We start from the raw sequence: 14968 nt of genomic DNA, 5'->3' as shown, positions 1-14968 counted from the left end.
GAGTGCTGCGATGAGTGATCTGCAAGAGCTGTTCGACAACAACGAGCGCTGGGCTGAATCCATCAAGCAGCGAGACCCGCAGTTCTTCGAGAAGCTGGCAAAGCAACAGGTGCCCGAATACCTGTGGATCGGCTGCTCGGACGCGCGGGTCCCGGCCAACGAGATCGTCGGCCTGCTGCCCGGAGACCTGTTCGTCCACCGCAACGTGGCCAACGTGGTGCTGCACACCGACCTCAACTGCCTGTCGGTGATCCAGTACGCGGTCGACGTGCTCAAGGTCAAACATATCCTGGTCACCGGCCACTACGGCTGTGGTGGCGTCCGCGCATCCATGCAGGATAGCCAGTTCGGCCTGATCGATGGCTGGCTGCGCACCATCCGCGATCTCTACTACGAGCACCGCGAACACCTCGCCCAGTTCGCCACGGAAGAAGAACAGGTCGACCGCCTGTGCGAGCTCAATGTGATCCAGCAGGTCGCCAACGTCAGCCACACCACCATCGTGCAGAACGCCTGGCACCGTGGCCAGAGCCTCTCGGTGCACGGCTGCATCTACGGCATCAAGGACGGCCGTTGGAAGAACCTCAACGTCACCGTCAGCGGCATCGAACAACTGCCGCCGCAGTATCGCCTGCGTCCGCTCGGCCAGCGCTGATGCCTGCATGGAAGGAATCGCCCGTGCTGGCATGGGCGGGCCTGGTGCTGGCTTGCCTGTTCTGGGCCGGCAACGCCCTGGTGGCGCGCGCCTTCAGTGACGCCATCCCGCCGTTCAGCCTGGCCTTCTGGCGCTGGAGCGTGGCCCTGGCGCTGCTCATGCCCTTCGTCGCGGTGCCGTTGTGGCGCCACCGGGAGCAACTGCGCCGTGCCGGCTGGCGCCTGTGGCTGCTCGCCGCGCTGGGTATCTCCGGCTACAACTGCTTCCTCTACAGCGCCGCGCACAGCACCGTGGCGCTCAACCTCACCCTGGTCAATACCTGCCTGCCGCTGGCGCTGTTCCTCGGCTCCGGCCTGCTGCTCGGCGAATGGCCGGGCCGCCGCGCCTGGCTCGGCATCGGCGTGGCGACCCTTGGCCTGTTGTGGCTGATCGGCCGTGGCGACTGGCGGGTGCTGGCCGGGCTGTCGTTCAACCCCGGCGACCTGCTGATGCTCCTGGCGGTGTTCGACTGGGCGCTCTACACATTGCTGCTGCGGCGCTGGTCCGGCCTGCTTCAGGGCGTGCCCGGGCTGGTGCAACTGGGGGCGTTGATCCTGCTCGGCGTGCCGCTGCTGCTACCGCTCTACCTGCTGGAACTGGCCGGCGGCGCCCGTTTCGCGCCCAGCCCGGAAAACCTCGTTGCCATCGGCTACACCGCGCTGTGCGCTTCGCTGGTCGCCTATTTCCTCTGGAACCACGGCACCCGCGTGGTCGGCGCCGCCCGCGCGGCGCTGAGCAACTACCTGATGCCGGTGTTCACCGCATTGCTTGGCTGGCTGCTGCTCGGAGAAGGGCTGCAGCCCTATCACTGGAGTGGCGGCGCGCTGATCTTCGCCGGCCTGCTGCTGGCCAGCCGACCGGCTCGGAGCTGACTGGCCTGAGGGGAGCGGAAAGGCATCAGTTCCGGCGCGGACCCTGCGCGGGCTGCTCCGGGCCATGGCCCTGGAACTGCTCGCTTTGTGGCCGGGGAGCGTCGAACCGGATCGAGAATTCCCCGCTCATCAGTTTCCCGGCAAAGCTGATGAGCAACAGGTGGAACAGGAACCCGGTGATCATCAACGCCACCCCGCCGAGCCAGATGCCCAGCGCGATCTGAAAGGCCAGACTGCGCTGCTTCTCCAGCTTGCGGGATACCGGCTGGCGGTAGTCGTCCAGATCATCCAACTCCACCGGCTCACCTTCGCGAGCGCTGAAACTCTCTAATCGTGTGTGCCTGTCCCGTTCCATCTCGATGTCCCATGCGTTTCGGCTGACTGTCAGTTTGGACTGTCCGGCTCGAATCGTGGTTCGCCGCCGAGCGCCCGACAGGAAGGTCCAGCCTCACGGCCGCCGAACCGGGTGATGTTGCTTTGCCATGATAGAAGTGTGAACAGGTTCACGGCTATAGGCGTCGAGTCCATCACGTTTACTGCTAAGCTCGGCCGCAAAACAAGGAGGCGTCATCCGATGAAGGAACAACGGACATTCCATGCGCTGCGCGCGCACATCGATCAACTACTCAAGGAAGGAGCCCGAATCGTCAGCCGCGAACCACTTACCTTGCAGGTCAGCGGTCACCTCTACCGCGTGCGCCACGGCATGTTGATCGGCCATACCGCAGCCTGAATTCGTAGCTCCAGCAGCATTTCTTCAGGCAAGAAAAAAGGGTCTAGCTCGCGCTAGACCCTTTTTCAATTTGGTGGCTACGCAGGGACTTGAACCCCGGACCCCAGCATTATGAATGCCGTGCTCTAACCAGCTGAGCTACGTAGCCATTCGAGGCGCGCATTATTCTCGGGAGCGGGCGGGCTGTCAAGCCTTGGCTTTGGAAAATTTTCGCGCGCGATCAAATGCTTACAGGTTGCCTCCGCTTTCGTCCGAATTGGCTCAGACGTTGAAGCGGAAGTGCATGACGTCGCCGTCCTTGACGATGTAGTCCTTGCCTTCCAGGCGCCATTTGCCGGCTTCCTTGGCGCCGGCTTCGCCCTTGTACTGGATGAAGTCGTCGTAGGCGATGACTTCGGCGCGGATGAAGCCTTTCTCGAAATCGGTGTGGATCACGGCGGCGGCCTGCGGGGCGGTGGCGCCGACCTTGACGGTCCAGGCGCGGACTTCCTTGACCCCTGCGGTGAAGTAGGTCTGCAGGTTGAGGAGCTGGTAGCCGGCGCGGATCACGCGGTTCAGGCCAGGCTCTTCGAGGCCGAGGGATTCGAGGAACATGTCCTTCTCATCGCCGTCGTCCAGCTCGGCGATCTCCGCCTCGATCTTGTTGCACACCGGCACCACGATGGCGCCTTCTTCCTCGGCGATGGCCTTGACCACGTCGAGGTGGGGGTTGTTCTCGAAGCCGTCCTCGGCGACGTTGGCGATGTACATCACCGGCTTGCTGGTGAGCAGGTGGAAGCCACGGACCAGGCGCTTCTGTTCGTCGTCCATGTCCTTCATCAGGCTGCGTGCCGGCTTGCCTTCGGTGAAGTGCGCCTGGAGTTTCTCCAGCAGGGCCTTCTGGGCGATGGCTTCCTTGTCGCCGCCCTTGGCGTTGCGGGCGACCTTCTGTAGTTGCTTCTCGACGCTGTCGAGGTCGGCGAAGATCAGTTCGAGGTCGATGATCTCGATGTCGCGCTTGGGATCGACCGAGTTGGACACGTGGATTACGTTGTCGTCCTCGAAGCAACGCACCACGTGGGCGATGGCGTCGGTCTCACGGATGTTGGCGAGGAACTTGTTGCCCAGGCCTTCGCCCTTGGAGGCGCCGGCGACCAGACCGGCGATGTCGACGAATTCCATGGTGGTGGGGAGCACCCGCTCGGGCTTGACGATCGCGGCCAGGGCGTCGAGACGGTTGTCGGGCATCGGCACCACGCCGGCGTTCGGCTCGATGGTGCAGAACGGGAAGTTCTCCGCCGCGATGCCGGATTTGGTCAGGGCGTTGAACAGGGTGGATTTGCCGACGTTGGGCAGGCCGACGATGCCGCAGTTGAATCCCATGGTATGTCCCTCGGAATGGGGTCAGGCCTTCTGGCTGTGCAGGGTCTGCATCGCCCGGTGCCATTCACCGGCGAGGATGTCCGGCAGCACGCCGAGGGCGAAATCGATGCTCGCGTCCAGCTTTTCCTGCTCGCTGCGCGGGGCGCGGCCGAGGACGAAGCCGGTGACCTGGCTGGCGTGGCCGGGGTGGCCGATGCCGAGACGCAGGCGATGGAAGCCGTTCAGGTTGCCGAGCTGCGCGATGATGTCACGCAGGCCGTTGTGTCCGCCATGTCCGCCGCCTTGCTTGAGCTTGGCGACGCCGGGCGGCAGGTCGAGTTCGTCGTGGGCCACCAGGATGGCGTCCGCGGGGATGCGGAAGAAGTTCGCCAGTGCCGCCACGGCCTGGCCGCTGCGGTTCATGTAGGTGGTCGGGATGAGCAGACGAACGTCGCGGCCCTGATGGCTGAACTTGCCCACCAGGCCGAAATACTTCTTGTCGAGGCTGAGGTTGACCCGTTGCTGGTCGGCCAGGCGCTCAACGAAAAGGGCCCCTGCGTTGTGCCGGGTCTGGTCGTATTCCGGGCCTGGATTTCCCAGGCCGACGATCAGTTGTACGGCAGTCACGACAGGGGCCCCCTCAGGCGGACGAGTATTACTCGGCAGCGCCTTCTTCTTCTTCGCCCTTCACGCGGGAAGCGTGAATGTTGGCTACTGCCAGGTCGTTGCCGTGGGCCAGGGCCACCAGCTCGACGCCTTTCTGCAGCTTCAGGTCGGACAGGTGGATGGTCTGGCCGACTTCGACCTTGGCCAGGTCCACTTCGATGAATTCCGGCAGGTCTTTCGGCAGGCAGGAAACTTCGACTTCGGCGATGGTGTGGGAGACTTCGCCGCCTTGCTGCTTGACGCCAACGGAGGTGGACTCGTTGATGAAGTGCAGCGGAACGTGAGCGGTCAGCTTCTGGCCGGCAACCACACGCAGGAAGTCGGCGTGCATGACGAAGCCTTTCGCCGGGTGGCGCTGAAGGGCTTTGATCAGCACGGTTTCGGTGGTGCCAGCGACGTTCAAGGACAGCACGTGGCTGAACGCGGCTTCGTTTTCCAGCAGCTTGGTCAGCTCTTTGGCCAGCAGGCTGATGGATTGCGGGGCTTTTTCGCCGCCGTAGATCACGGCAGGCACCAGGTTGGCGTTACGACGCAGGCGGCGGCTCGCACCTTTCCCCAGGTCGGAACGCACTTCGGCATTCAGGGCAAACTCAGTCATTGCATTTCTCCAAAATAACCAAACCGTCCTGCACGCTTGCGACCAGCGTTCGGACGGTTGGGCAAAAAGCCCCGCACGCGGCGGGGCAGTTGTCGTTCAGGGATGTCCGCCTTAGCGGAACATCGCGCTGATCGATTCTTCGTTGCTGATACGGCGTACGGCCTCGGCGACGACCGGCGCGATATCCAGTTGGCGGATACGGTTGCAGGTCTGGGCAGCGGCGGACAGCGGGACGGTATTGGTCACCACCAGTTCGTCCAGCATGGAATTCTCGATGTTCTCGATGGCGCGGCCGGACAGCACAGGGTGGGTGCAGTAGGCGAACACCTTGGCGGCGCCATGCTCTTTCAGGGCCTTGGCGGCGTTGCACAGGGTGCCGGCGGTGTCGACCATGTCATCGACGAGGATGCAGGTACGGCCTTCGACGTCACCGATGATGTGCATCACTTCGGACTGGTTGGCCTTCTCGCGACGCTTGTCGATGATCGCCAGGTCGACGCCCAGGGATTTCGCCACGGCACGGGCGCGAACCACACCGCCGATGTCCGGGGAAACGATCATCAGGTTCTCGAAGCGCTGGTCTTCGATGTCGTCGACCAGGACCGGCGAGCCGTAGATGTTGTCCACGGGGATGTCGAAGAAACCCTGGATCTGGTCGGCGTGCAGGTCGACGGTGAGGACCCGGTCGATGCCCACCACGGTGAGCATGTCGGCCACTACCTTGGCGCTGATCGCCACGCGGGCGGAACGCGGGCGGCGGTCCTGGCGGGCATAGCCGAAGTAGGGGATCACCGCGGTGATGCGGGTGGCCGAGGAACGGCGGAAGGCGTCGGCCATCACTACCAGTTCCATCAGGTTGTCATTGGTGGGGGCGCAGGTCGGCTGGATCAGAAATACGTCCTTGCCGCGAACATTCTCGTTGATCTCGACGCTGACTTCGCCGTCGGAGAATTTACCGACGGAAGCATCACCGAGGGGAATGTGCAACTGACGAACGATGCGCCGCGCCAGATCGGGGTTGGCGTTCCCCGTAAAGACCATCATCTTGGACACAGCGGAGTACCTGTCGGCTGAGGTCAGACCTGGACGAGTCTAGAAAATGGCAGGGGCGGCTGGATTCGAACCAACGCATGGCAGGATCAAAACCTGCTGCCTTACCGCTTGGCGACGCCCCTGTATCGTATAACCCGTTGTTTTTCGGCTGCGCTTCCCCGAAGGGAAATGGCAGGGGCGGCTGGATTCGAACCAACGCATGGCAGGATCAAAACCTGCTGCCTTACCGCTTGGCGACGCCCCTGTATCGAGCTGCCGAAACAACGAACTTCAGGCCAATTCTTTGAGCCGTCGGTGCAGCATCGAGATGTTGCGACCTTGAGCGACAAAGCTCGGCAGAGTGGCTGGAAGTTGGCGGGCGACTTTATCAGCATCGCCCCGTGTTGGGAAGCTCCCGAACACACAAGCTCCAGTGCCGGTCAATCTAGCTGAAACGAACTTGTTCAACAAGATCAAAGCGTTACGAACTTCTGGGTAACGCTTCTCGACGACCGGCTGGCAGTCGTTTCGACCACCCCCCTCGAGAAGGCTGCGAACTGTACTGGCCGGAGTATCCCGTGTCAACTCGGGGTCGTTGAAAACTTCCGCTGTGCTGACAAGGACTTGCGGCACGGCGACGAGGAACCAGGGTTCCGCCAGTTCGACCGGCTGGAGCTTCTCGCCGACGCCCTCGGCGAAGGCCGCTCGGCCGCGCACGAAGACCGGCACGTCGGCGCCCAGGCCGAGGCCCAGGGCGGCCAGGCGGTCTTCGTCCCAGCCCAGGCGCCACAGGTGGTTGAGGCCGAGCAGGGTGGTCGCCGCATCCGAGCTGCCGCCGCCGATACCGCCGCCCATGGGCAGGCGCTTGTCCAGCCAGATGTCGGCGCCGAGCCGGCAGCCGGATTGCCGCTGCAACTGACGGGCGGCTCGGACGATCAGGTTGCCGTCGTGGGGCACGCCGTCGATTGCCGTGTGCAGGCGGATTTCTCCATCGTCGCGCAGCGCGAAGCCGAGTTCGTCGCCGTGGTCGAGGAACTGGAACAGGGTCTGCAGCTCATGGTAGCCGTCGTCCCGCCTGCCGAGGATGTGCAGCATCAGGTTGAGCTTGGCCGGGGCTGGAAGGATCAGTTCGGCGCTGGCGGGGATCGGGCTGGCGGTCATCTGGGCGGTCGTAAATGCAGATTGGTGGTGGAGCACGGTGCCGGCAGATTATCGGCGCACCCTGCGAAAGCGTCAGGCGTGGGAATACCTGTCTCCGTTCACAGGCCGAGGCGGCGTGGTTGCCAGTCCTTGATGACCAGGGTGACGTCGATGTCGCGGCCATACAGCTTGATGCGTTCCGGCAGCCAGTAGCCGTTTTGCTCGGCATAGCTGAGATAGTCGACCTTCCAGTCGTCCTGTTCCAAGCGCGCCAGGCGGCTGTCGTTGTCGAGGGTCAGGCGGCTCCGGCTGTCCGGCGCGGGCAGGCCGCGTACCCACCAGACCAGGTGGGAGACCGGCAGGCGCCAGCCGAGTTGCTGTTCCAGCAGGGCTTCCGGCGAGGCGGCCTGGTAGCGGCCCTGGTTGGCCACTTCCAGCACCACTTCGCCACTGTGTCCGGTCAGGCGCGTGGCGCCACGGCCGAGCGGGCCGGACAGGCGGATGTCGAAGTAGTCCTGGCGCTGCAGCCAGAACAGGGTGCCGCTACCGGAGTCCTTGGGCGCACGGATGCCGACCTTGCCGCTGATCTGCCAGGCGTCGAGGTCTTCGGTCTGTTGCTTGTGGGTCTGCCAGCGGGCCGGGTCGCCCTGGCCTTGCAGGGCTTCCTGGGGGGCGAGGGCGGCGCAGCCGCTCAGCAGGGCGAGCAGGCCAAGGGCGAGAAAATGGCGTAGGTACATGGATCAGGGCGTCTCGGAACCGGTCAGGCGCAGCAGGGTCTTGCGCAGGATGCTGTTGTCGGGCTGTTTTTCCAGGGCGTCGGCCCAGACCTTGCGGGCCTCGCTCTGTTTGCCGGAGACCCAGAGCACTTCGCCCAGGTGGGCGATGACTTCGGGGTCGGGGTAGCGCTCGGCGGCCTGGCGCAGCAGGCGCTCGGCTTCGTCGAGATTGCCCAGGCGGTAATGGGCCCAGCCGAGGCTGTCGAGGATCGCCGGATCTTCGGGGTCTATCTGGTAGGCCTGCTCGATCAGCTCCTTGCCTTCGCTGTAGCGGGTGGTGCGGTCGACCAGGGTGTAGCCGAGGGCATTGAGCGCCATGGCGTTGTCCGGCTCGCGCTCGATGATGAAGCGCAGGTCCTTTTCCAGTTGGCTGAGGTCGTCGCGCTTCTCGGCCAGCATCGAGCGGGTGTAGAGCAGGTTTAGATCGTCCGGGAACTGTTCCAGGGCCTGCTGGATGGTGCGCCAGGCGGCTTCGTACTGCTCGTGGTTGGAGAGCGCCTCGGCTTCGATCAGGTACAACTGGATGGCGTAGTCGGGTTGGTTGTCGCGAGCCTTGGCCAGGCGCTGCGAGGCTTCGGCGCCGCGTCCCTGCTTGAACAGCAGGTCGGTCTGGCGCAGTTGTGCCGGCAGGTAGTCGTTGCCGGCGCCGACCAGGTTGTATTCGATCAGCGCGCTTTCCTTGTCGCCCAGTTCCTCGTAGGCGCGGCCGAGGTTGAAGTGGGCGGCGTCGACATGGCTTTGCCGCTCGACCAGTTCTTCCAGGTAGACGATGGCTTCCTTCCAGGCCTTGGCTTCCAGGCAGACCAGTGCCAGCGAGAAGCGCAGGTCGTCGTCATCCGGCGATTGCTGCAGCAGGGTGGTGAATTCTTCCTGGGCTTCGTCCAATCGGTCCTGTTCGACCAGCAGGCGGGCGTAGGTCAGGCGCAGGCGGCGTTCTTCCGGATGCTGTTTGATGCCTTTCTTGAGCAGGTCGATGGCTTCGTTGCTGCGCTGCATGCCTTGCAGCAGGCGGGCACGTAGCAGCAACGGGGCGACATCGTGGGTGGCTGCAGGCTGGTCTTCGAGCAGTTCCAGGGCTTCTTCCGGGCGGCCGTCCTGTTGCAGCAGCAGGGCCTTGCCGAACAGCAACTGGCCGTTGTCCGGGTGCTTGGCCAGCAGGTGGTCGAAGCTCTGCAGCAGGCCGGCGCGGGTATCCGGGTCGGTTTCCGCAGCGGACAGGGCGAGAAAGTCGAAATGGGTGTCGCCCTGGCCCTTGAGCACGCGCTCCATGTAGTCCATGGATTCGTCGTAGCGACCGGCGCGGGCCAACTGGATGGCGGCGGCGCGCTGGGCGTCGATGGTGTCCGGGGCGTTCTTCGCCCAGATCAGCGCGGTGTCCAGGGCCGCCTGGTCGGCACCGAGGTACTCGGCGATGCGGAAGCCGCGCTCGGCGATGCCGGCATCCTGGGTGGCCTTGGCCTGCTCGACATAGTTGCCGAGGGCGATATCGAAGCGGTTGCGCTGCCCGGCCAGTTCGGCGGTGAGCAGGGCGTACAGGGTTTCCGCGCTGAACGAGCCGTACACTTCCGGCTTGGCTTCGGCCTGCGCCGGGCCGGCATCCTCGACCGGCGGACTGCCGTCGGGCGATGGAGTGCTGAGTGATTGGCAGCCGCCGAGGAAGGCCAGGGCGGCGAGCAACGCGAGCGATTTGTTCATATGAATAAAGAGAGGGCGACTAGCCTGCGGTTTGCGCATGATGACACAAGCCGTTGGGCAAACCCATGGGACGAGTGCGTGTGCGGTCTGACCTGAAGGTTAGGACAATAAGTCGCAGTGGTTGTTCTCGATGGGGCGACGTAGGACAATTAGCGGCTTCCCGTTTTCGTCAGCGACCCTGCATGGCCTTCCTCGCCCTCGGTATCAACCACAAGACTGCCCCGGTGGAAATCCGCGAACGCGTGGCTTTCACCCCCGAGCAATTGGTCGATGCCCTGCAGCAGCTCTGCCTGTGCACCGCCAGCCGCGAGGCAGCGATCCTCTCGACCTGCAACCGCAGCGAGCTGTACCTCGAGCAGGACGGAGCGGCTGCCGAGCGCGTGCTGGCCTGGCTGGCCGAGTACCACCAGCTCAACCTCGATGACCTGCGCGCCTGCGCCTACGTGCATGAGGACGACTCGGCGGTGCGCCACATGATGCGCGTGGCTTCCGGGCTCGACTCCATGGTGCTCGGCGAACCGCAGATCCTCGGCCAGATGAAGTCCGCCTTCGCCGTGGCGCGCGAGGCCGGCACCATCGGCCCGTTGCTCGGACGGCTGTTCCAGGCCACCTTCAGTACCGCCAAGCTGGTGCGTACCGACACCGCGATCGGCGAGAACCCGGTGTCCGTGGCCTTCGCCGCGGTGAGCCTGGCCAAGCAGATCTTCAGCGACCTGCACCGCAGCCAGGCATTGCTGATCGGCGCCGGCGAGACCATCAGCCTGGTCGCCCGCCACCTGCACGACCAGGGGGTCCGGCGCATCGTCGTCGCCAACCGCACCCTCGAACGCGCCAGCCTGCTGGCCGAGCAGTTCGGCGCCCATGCCGTGCTGCTCTCCGACATTCCCCACGAGCTGGTGAGCAGCGACATCGTCATCAGCTCCACCGCCAGCCAGTTGCCGATCCTCGGCAAGGGCGCGGTGGAAAGCGCGCTGAAGCAGCGCAAGCACAAGCCGATCTTCATGGTCGACATCGCCGTGCCGCGCGACATCGAGGCCGAGGTCGGCGAGCTGGACGACGTCTACCTCTATACCGTCGACGATCTCCACGAAGTCATCGCCGAGAATCTCAAGAGCCGCCAGGGCGCCGCGCAGGCGGCCGAGGAACTGGTCGCCGCCGGCACCGAAGACTTCATGCAGCGCCTGCGCGAGCTGGCCGCGGTGGACGTGCTCAAGTCCTACCGCCAGCAGGCCGAGCGCCTGCGCGACGAGGAACTGGCCAAGGCCCAGCGACTGCTGGCCAATGGCAGCTCCGCCGACGAGGTACTGGCGCAACTGGCGCGCGGGCTGACCAACAAGCTGTTGCACGCGCCCAGCGTGCAGTTGAAGAAACTCTCCGCCGACGGCCGCATCGACGCGCTGGCCGTAGCCCAGGAACTGTTTAGCCTCGACGAAGGCGACGCGAAACCATGAAAGCCTCTTTGCTGAACAAGCTGGACACCCTCCAGGACCGTTTCGAGGAACTCACCGCGCTGCTCGGCGATGCCGAGGTGATCAGCGACCAGAGCCGCTTCCGCGCCTATTCCAAGGAATACGCCGAGGTCGAGCCGGTGGTCGAGGCGTTCCGCGCCTACCGCAAGGTGCAGGATGACTTGCAGGGCGCCCAGGCGCTGCTCAAGGACAGCGACCCGGACCTGCGCGAGATGGCCGAGGAGGAAGTCGCCCAGGCCAAGGAGCAACTGGTCGAGCTGGAGAGCCGTCTGCAACGCATGCTGCTGCCCAAGGATCCCAACGACGGCCGCAACGTGTTCCTCGAAATCCGCGCCGGCACCGGCGGCGACGAGGCGGCGATCTTCTCCGGCGACCTGTTCCGCATGTACTCGCGTTACGCCGAGCGGCAGGGCTGGCGGGTCGAGATCCTCTCCGAGAGCGAGGGCGAGCACGGCGGCTACAAGGAGGTGATTGCCCGGGTCGAGGGCGACAATGTCTACGCCAAGCTCAAGTTCGAATCCGGCGCGCACCGCGTGCAGCGCGTACCGGAAACCGAGTCGCAGGGGCGCATCCATACCTCCGCCTGCACCGTGGCGGTGCTGCCGGAACCGGACGAGCAACAGGCCATCGAGATCAACCCGGCCGATCTGCGCGTCGATACCTATCGTTCCTCCGGCGCCGGCGGCCAGCACGTCAACAAGACCGACTCGGCGATCCGCATCACCCACCTGCCCACCGGCATCGTGGTCGAGTGCCAGGAAGAGCGTTCGCAGCACAAGAACCGCGCCAAGGCCATGGCCTGGCTGGCGGCCAAGTTGCAGGACCAGCAGGATGCCGCCGCCCACAAGGAAATCTCCGAGACCCGCCGCCTGCTGGTGGGCTCCGGTGACCGCTCCGAGCGCATCCGCACCTACAACTATCCGCAGGGGCGGGTCACCGACCACCGCATCAACCTGACCCTGTACAGCCTCGACGACGTGTTGTCCGGCGGGGTCGACGCGGTGATCGAGCCGTTGCTCAGCGAATACCAGGCCGACCAGTTGGCGGCGCTGGGCGATTGACATCGGTTCTCTGGAACCCCGCGTGCGCGGGGTGGACGGGGTGGAAGAGACGAAGCGTGTTCAGACTCCGTCATTCCCGCGAATGCGGGAATCCAGTCCGCAAGGGTGGATGACGCTTTTTCATCCACCGGAAGCCTGCACGGTGGATCGGTGAAGCGCGATCCACCCTACGAGAGAAACATGGCCACCATCGAATCCCTGCTCAGCGCCGCCGAACTGCCCGACTCGCCCACGCCGAGGCTGGATGCCGAGCTGCTGCTGGCCGCCGCGCTCGGCAAGCCGCGTAGCTATCTGCGCACCTGGCCGGAAAAGGAAGTGGAAGCAGTCGTGGCCGAGCGTTTCGCCGCAGCTCTGGAGCGTCGCAGAGCTGGTGAGCCGGTGGCTTATATCCTCGGTCGCCAGGGTTTCTGGAGCCTCGATCTGGAGGTCAGCGAACACACCCTGATCCCGCGTCCGGATACCGAGCTGCTGGTGGAAACTACCCTGGCCCTGCTGCCAGGCACCCCGGCCAAGGTGCTCGACCTCGGCACCGGCACCGGTGCCATCGCCCTGGCCCTGGCCAGCGAGCGGCCGGCCTGGCAGATCACTGGCGTGGATCGTGTCACCGAGGTTGTGGCGCTGGCCGAGCGCAATCGTCTGCGCCTGGGACTGGGCAATGCCGATTTTCGGCTCAGCCAGTGGTTCTCCGCGCTGGCCGGCGAGCGCTATACGGCGATCGTCAGCAACCCGCCCTATATCGCCTCCACCGATCGCCACCTGGGGGAGGGCGACGTCCGCTTCGAGCCGGCCAGCGCACTGGTTTCCGGCCATGACGGGCTCGACGATATCCGCGCGATCATCCACGCGGCGCCGCAGCACCTGGAAGCCGGCGGCTGGCTGTTGCTCGAACACGGCTACGATCAGGACGAGGCGGTGCGTGGACTGCTCGTCGCGGCTGGCTTCCAGTCGGTGGAAAGCCGCCGCGACCTTGGCGGCCACGAGCGGATCAGCCTGGGGCGCTGGTCATGATGCCCTTCGCAGGCGTAACGATCCTGTCCCGACATCTGGACTCCCGCGTGCGCGGGCGTGACGAAGTGACGAGCGGCGCCGCCGTCAGTCATGCCCGTGCGCGCGGGAATCCAGGCAGCGTTCCGGCACCTGCACTGCGTGATGCCCCGTCATTCCCGCGCACGCGGGAATCCATTGAGCACCGGTCTGTGGGCGCTCCCGAATGCGTGAGGTGACGATGCTGACTGACGAAGAATTGCTGCGCTACAGCCGACAGATCCTGCTGGCGCAGATCGACATCGACGGCCAGGCACGCCTCAAGGCGAGCCGCGTGCTGATCGTCGGTCTCGGCGGGCTGGGCTCGCCGGTGGCCCTGTACCTGGCCGCGGCGGGAGTCGGCGAACTGCACCTGGCCGACTTCGACCATGTCGACCTGACCAACCTGCAACGGCAGATCGCCCACGACAGCCAGAGCATCGGCCAGGCCAAGGTCGACTCGGCGATGGCGCGTCTGGCGGCGCTCAACCCGCTGGTGGCGCTGGTGCCGCACCGCGCCGCCCTGGACGAGGATTCTCTGGGCGCGGCGGTGGCGGCGGTCGACCTGGTGCTCGACTGCACGGACAACTTCACCACCCGCGAGGCGGTCAACGCCGCTTGCGTCGCCGCTCGCAAGCCATTGGTCAGCGGCGCGGCGATCCGCCTGGAAGGCCAGCTCTCGGTGTTCGACCCGCGCCGTGCCGACAGCCCTTGCTACCACTGCCTGTACGGTCATGGCAGCGAGGCCGAACTGACCTGCAGCGAAGCCGGCGTGGTCGGCCCGCTGGTTGGCCTGGTTGGCAGCCTGCAAGCGCTGGAAGCACTCAAGCTGCTGGCCGGTTTCGGCGAGCCCCTGGTCGGCCGCCTGTTGCTGATCGACGCGCTGGGCAGCCGTTTCCGCGAACTGCGGGTCAAGCGCGACCCGGCCTGCGCGGTATGCGGGAGCGCCCATGGCGAGTGACGCGCCGGTCGGCGTGTTCGATTCCGGGGTCGGCGGCCTTTCGGTGCTGCGCGAGATCCGCCAGTTGTTGCCTGCCGAATCGCTGCTCTACGTCGCCGACAGCGGCCATGTGCCCTACGGCGAGAAATCCCCGGAGTTCATCCGCGAAAGAAGCCATCGCCTTGCCGGGTTTCTTCTCGAACAGGGCGCCAAGGCCCTGGTGCTGGCCTGCAACACGGCGACAGCGGCGGCGGTGGCAGAGCTGCGCACGCACTATCCCGAGTTGCCGATCGTCGGCATGGAGCCGGCGGTCAAGCCGGCGGCAGCGGCCACCCGCAGCGGCGTGGTCGGCGTGCTGGCCACCACCGGCACGCTGAAGAGCGCCAAGTTCGCCGCCTTGCTCGATCGCTTCGCCAGCGATGTGCGGGTCATCACCCAGCCATGCCCGGGGCTGGTCGAGCGCATCGAGGCCGGCGAACTGAACGGCACCGGCACCCGCGAACTGCTGCTCGGCTGGGTCGAGCCGCTGCTCGCCGAAGGCTGCGACACGCTGATCCTCGGCTGCACCCACTATCCCTTCATCAAACCGTTGCTGCGTGAACTGGTGCCGGCCTCGGTCAGCCTGATCGATACCGGTGCCGCGGTGGCTCGGCATTTGCAGCGTCTGCTGGCCGAACGCGACCTGCTGGCCGAAGGCGAGGAGGGGACGGTTCGCTTCTGGTCGACCGGCGTGCCGCAACGACTGGAAACCGTGCTGCCACGCCTGTGGGGCAAGGCGCTGCCGGTCGAGGCGCTGGCCTGTTGAGGTTTCGTCGCGGTCGTGGCGAAACCTCGGCCTGATGTTCGGAAATTGGAAAACTGTTTTTCTGAGACAGCTTGGGCGCAAAAGCGCCCTCTCTTAGAGCGCTCTTCTATAATTGCTTTCAGT

The 14968-nt window shown here is 65.2% G+C and carries 16 protein-coding genes and 3 tRNA genes; 8 read left to right on the top strand and 11 right to left on the bottom strand.

The window, feature by feature from the left end; genetic code table 11:
- The first annotated feature begins 10 nt into the window (after positions 1-10).
- On the top strand, positions 11-655 hold the full coding sequence (can, locus tag PSEWESI4_RS10820) for a carbonate dehydratase (protein ID WP_187671213.1): 645 nt from the start codon (positions 11-13) through the stop codon (positions 653-655).
- Entirely contained in the window at positions 655-1566 is a 912-nt protein-coding gene (locus PSEWESI4_RS10815; RefSeq protein ID WP_187671212.1) for a DMT family transporter, read from the top strand. Before can ends, PSEWESI4_RS10815 begins: the two co-directional genes overlap by 1 nt.
- Before the next feature lie 25 nt (positions 1567-1591).
- On the opposite strand, the gene PSEWESI4_RS10810 is transcribed toward PSEWESI4_RS10815, so the two are convergent.
- Positions 1592-1864, bottom strand: a complete 273-nt coding sequence (locus tag PSEWESI4_RS10810; protein ID WP_187671211.1) for a hypothetical protein — start codon at positions 1862-1864, stop codon at positions 1592-1594.
- Between the two features lie 276 nt (positions 1865-2140).
- On the opposite strand from PSEWESI4_RS10810, the gene PSEWESI4_RS10805 reads away from it, so the two are divergent.
- On the top strand, positions 2141-2299 hold the full coding sequence (locus tag PSEWESI4_RS10805) for a hypothetical protein (protein ID WP_187671210.1): 159 nt from the start codon (positions 2141-2143) through the stop codon (positions 2297-2299).
- 71 nt (positions 2300-2370) lie between these two features.
- Here the strand turns inward: PSEWESI4_RS10805 and PSEWESI4_RS10800 are convergent.
- From PSEWESI4_RS10800 to PSEWESI4_RS10755, 10 genes are all read right to left on the bottom strand, one after another.
- Positions 2371-2447, bottom strand: a tRNA-Met gene (locus tag PSEWESI4_RS10800).
- Between the two features lie 113 nt (positions 2448-2560).
- Entirely contained in the window at positions 2561-3661 is a 1101-nt protein-coding gene (gene ychF, locus PSEWESI4_RS10795) for a redox-regulated ATPase YchF (protein ID WP_187671209.1), read from the bottom strand.
- 21 nt (positions 3662-3682) lie between these two features.
- Positions 3683-4267 carry an aminoacyl-tRNA hydrolase gene (gene pth / locus PSEWESI4_RS10790; RefSeq protein WP_187671208.1) on the bottom strand — a complete coding sequence of 195 codons (585 nt, stop codon included), beginning with the start codon at positions 4265-4267 and terminating at the stop codon, positions 3683-3685.
- A gap of 28 nt (positions 4268-4295) precedes the next feature.
- A complete protein-coding gene (locus tag PSEWESI4_RS10785) occupies positions 4296-4904 on the bottom strand; it encodes a 50S ribosomal protein L25/general stress protein Ctc (protein WP_187671207.1) in 609 nt (202 codons plus the stop codon).
- A gap of 111 nt (positions 4905-5015) precedes the next feature.
- Complete coding sequence (locus tag PSEWESI4_RS10780) at positions 5016-5957, bottom strand: ribose-phosphate pyrophosphokinase (RefSeq protein ID WP_187671206.1); 942 nt, start codon at positions 5955-5957, stop codon at positions 5016-5018.
- Positions 5958-6004: 47 nt separating this feature from the next.
- A tRNA-Gln gene (locus PSEWESI4_RS10775) sits at positions 6005-6079 on the bottom strand.
- Between the two features lie 47 nt (positions 6080-6126).
- Positions 6127-6201 (bottom strand) — tRNA-Gln (locus PSEWESI4_RS10770).
- A gap of 26 nt (positions 6202-6227) precedes the next feature.
- Positions 6228-7097, bottom strand: coding sequence for a 4-(cytidine 5'-diphospho)-2-C-methyl-D-erythritol kinase (ispE, locus tag PSEWESI4_RS10765; RefSeq protein ID WP_187671205.1), 870 nt, complete (start codon positions 7095-7097; stop codon positions 6228-6230).
- Between the two features lie 98 nt (positions 7098-7195).
- On the bottom strand, positions 7196-7813 hold the full coding sequence (lolB, locus tag PSEWESI4_RS10760) for a lipoprotein insertase outer membrane protein LolB (protein ID WP_187671204.1): 618 nt from the start codon (positions 7811-7813) through the stop codon (positions 7196-7198).
- A gap of 3 nt (positions 7814-7816) precedes the next feature.
- Positions 7817-9547: a tetratricopeptide repeat protein gene (locus PSEWESI4_RS10755; RefSeq protein WP_187671203.1), complete on the bottom strand. Its 1731-nt coding sequence runs from the start codon at positions 9545-9547 to the stop codon at positions 7817-7819.
- A gap of 182 nt (positions 9548-9729) precedes the next feature.
- Between PSEWESI4_RS10755 and hemA the strand changes: the two genes are divergently transcribed.
- From hemA to murI, 5 genes are all read left to right on the top strand, one after another.
- On the top strand, positions 9730-10998 hold the full coding sequence (hemA, locus tag PSEWESI4_RS10750) for a glutamyl-tRNA reductase (RefSeq protein ID WP_187671202.1): 1269 nt from the start codon (positions 9730-9732) through the stop codon (positions 10996-10998).
- On the top strand, positions 10995-12077 hold the full coding sequence (gene prfA, locus PSEWESI4_RS10745; protein ID WP_187671201.1) for a peptide chain release factor 1: 1083 nt from the start codon (positions 10995-10997) through the stop codon (positions 12075-12077). Before hemA ends, prfA begins: the two co-directional genes overlap by 4 nt.
- Before the next feature lie 180 nt (positions 12078-12257).
- Positions 12258-13085: a peptide chain release factor N(5)-glutamine methyltransferase gene (gene prmC / locus PSEWESI4_RS10740; protein WP_187671200.1), complete on the top strand. Its 828-nt coding sequence runs from the start codon at positions 12258-12260 to the stop codon at positions 13083-13085.
- A gap of 217 nt (positions 13086-13302) precedes the next feature.
- A complete protein-coding gene (locus PSEWESI4_RS10735) occupies positions 13303-14061 on the top strand; it encodes a molybdopterin-synthase adenylyltransferase MoeB (protein WP_187671199.1) in 759 nt (252 codons plus the stop codon).
- Entirely contained in the window at positions 14051-14845 is a 795-nt protein-coding gene (murI, locus tag PSEWESI4_RS10730) for a glutamate racemase (RefSeq protein ID WP_187671198.1), read from the top strand. Before PSEWESI4_RS10735 ends, murI begins: the two co-directional genes overlap by 11 nt.
- Positions 14846-14968 lie beyond the last annotated feature (123 nt).

The organism is Zestomonas carbonaria (assembly GCF_904061905.1).
GTDB lineage: Bacteria > Pseudomonadota > Gammaproteobacteria > Pseudomonadales > Pseudomonadaceae > Aquipseudomonas > Aquipseudomonas carbonaria.
The sequence above is the reverse complement of the archived record's forward strand: the minus strand, read 5'-3'. Positions and strand labels throughout refer to the sequence as shown.

Bases quoted from the DNA above. Each gene is read 5' to 3' on its own strand.
- can (WP_187671213.1), top strand. From the start codon at position 11: ATGAGTGATCTGCAAGAGCTGTTCGACAACAACGAGCGCTGGGCTGAA.
- PSEWESI4_RS10815 (WP_187671212.1), top strand. From the start codon at position 655: ATGCCTGCATGGAAGGAATCGCCCGTGCTGGCATGGGCGGGCCTGGTG.
- PSEWESI4_RS10805 (WP_187671210.1), top strand. From the start codon at position 2,141: ATGAAGGAACAACGGACATTCCATGCGCTGCGCGCGCACATCGATCAA.
- ychF (WP_187671209.1), bottom strand. From the start codon at position 3,661: ATGGGATTCAACTGCGGCATCGTCGGCCTGCCCAACGTCGGCAAATCC.
- PSEWESI4_RS10785 (WP_187671207.1), bottom strand. From the start codon at position 4,904: ATGACTGAGTTTGCCCTGAATGCCGAAGTGCGTTCCGACCTGGGGAAA.
- ispE (WP_187671205.1), bottom strand. From the start codon at position 7,097: ATGACCGCCAGCCCGATCCCCGCCAGCGCCGAACTGATCCTTCCAGCC.
- lolB (WP_187671204.1), bottom strand. From the start codon at position 7,813: ATGTACCTACGCCATTTTCTCGCCCTTGGCCTGCTCGCCCTGCTGAGC.
- PSEWESI4_RS10755 (WP_187671203.1), bottom strand. From the start codon at position 9,547: ATGAACAAATCGCTCGCGTTGCTCGCCGCCCTGGCCTTCCTCGGCGGC.
- hemA (WP_187671202.1), top strand. From the start codon at position 9,730: ATGGCCTTCCTCGCCCTCGGTATCAACCACAAGACTGCCCCGGTGGAA.
- prfA (WP_187671201.1), top strand. From the start codon at position 10,995: ATGAAAGCCTCTTTGCTGAACAAGCTGGACACCCTCCAGGACCGTTTC.
- prmC (WP_187671200.1), top strand. From the start codon at position 12,258: ATGGCCACCATCGAATCCCTGCTCAGCGCCGCCGAACTGCCCGACTCG.
- PSEWESI4_RS10735 (WP_187671199.1), top strand. From the start codon at position 13,303: ATGCTGACTGACGAAGAATTGCTGCGCTACAGCCGACAGATCCTGCTG.
- murI (WP_187671198.1), top strand. From the start codon at position 14,051: ATGGCGAGTGACGCGCCGGTCGGCGTGTTCGATTCCGGGGTCGGCGGC.